This is a genomic window from Salifodinibacter halophilus (assembly GCA_012999515.1).
Taxonomy (GTDB): domain Bacteria; phylum Pseudomonadota; class Gammaproteobacteria; order Nevskiales; family Salinisphaeraceae; genus Salifodinibacter; species Salifodinibacter halophilus.
In genome coordinates, this window is the sequence record JABEEB010000893.1 from 1 (window position 1) to 229 (window position 229).

At 66.4% G+C, this 229-nt stretch carries 1 protein-coding gene; it reads left to right on the forward strand.

Going from position 1 to position 229, the window contains the following annotated elements; translation table 11 throughout:
- Positions 1 to 229 (forward strand): ABC transporter substrate-binding protein (locus HKX41_14120; protein ID NNC25270.1); only part of this gene is annotated, 229 nt, incomplete at both ends.

A 229-nucleotide genomic window follows, 5' to 3' on the forward strand; every position in this document is an offset into this window, starting at 1 on the left:
CAACCGGGACGTCGAGCTGGTGGAGGGCAATCGGTTCTCATCTGTCTTCTACCGCATCAACCCCGAACGCCCTCCGCTCGACCGGCCGGAGTTTCGGAGGGCTCTGGACCTGGCCATAGACCGGCAGGCGCTGGTGGATACGGTCCTTCTGGGTCGGGGAAGGCCGGGGAGCCCCTCGTTCATGCACCCGGATTCACCGTGGTTCCGGCCGCAGGAGGCGGTCTTCGAC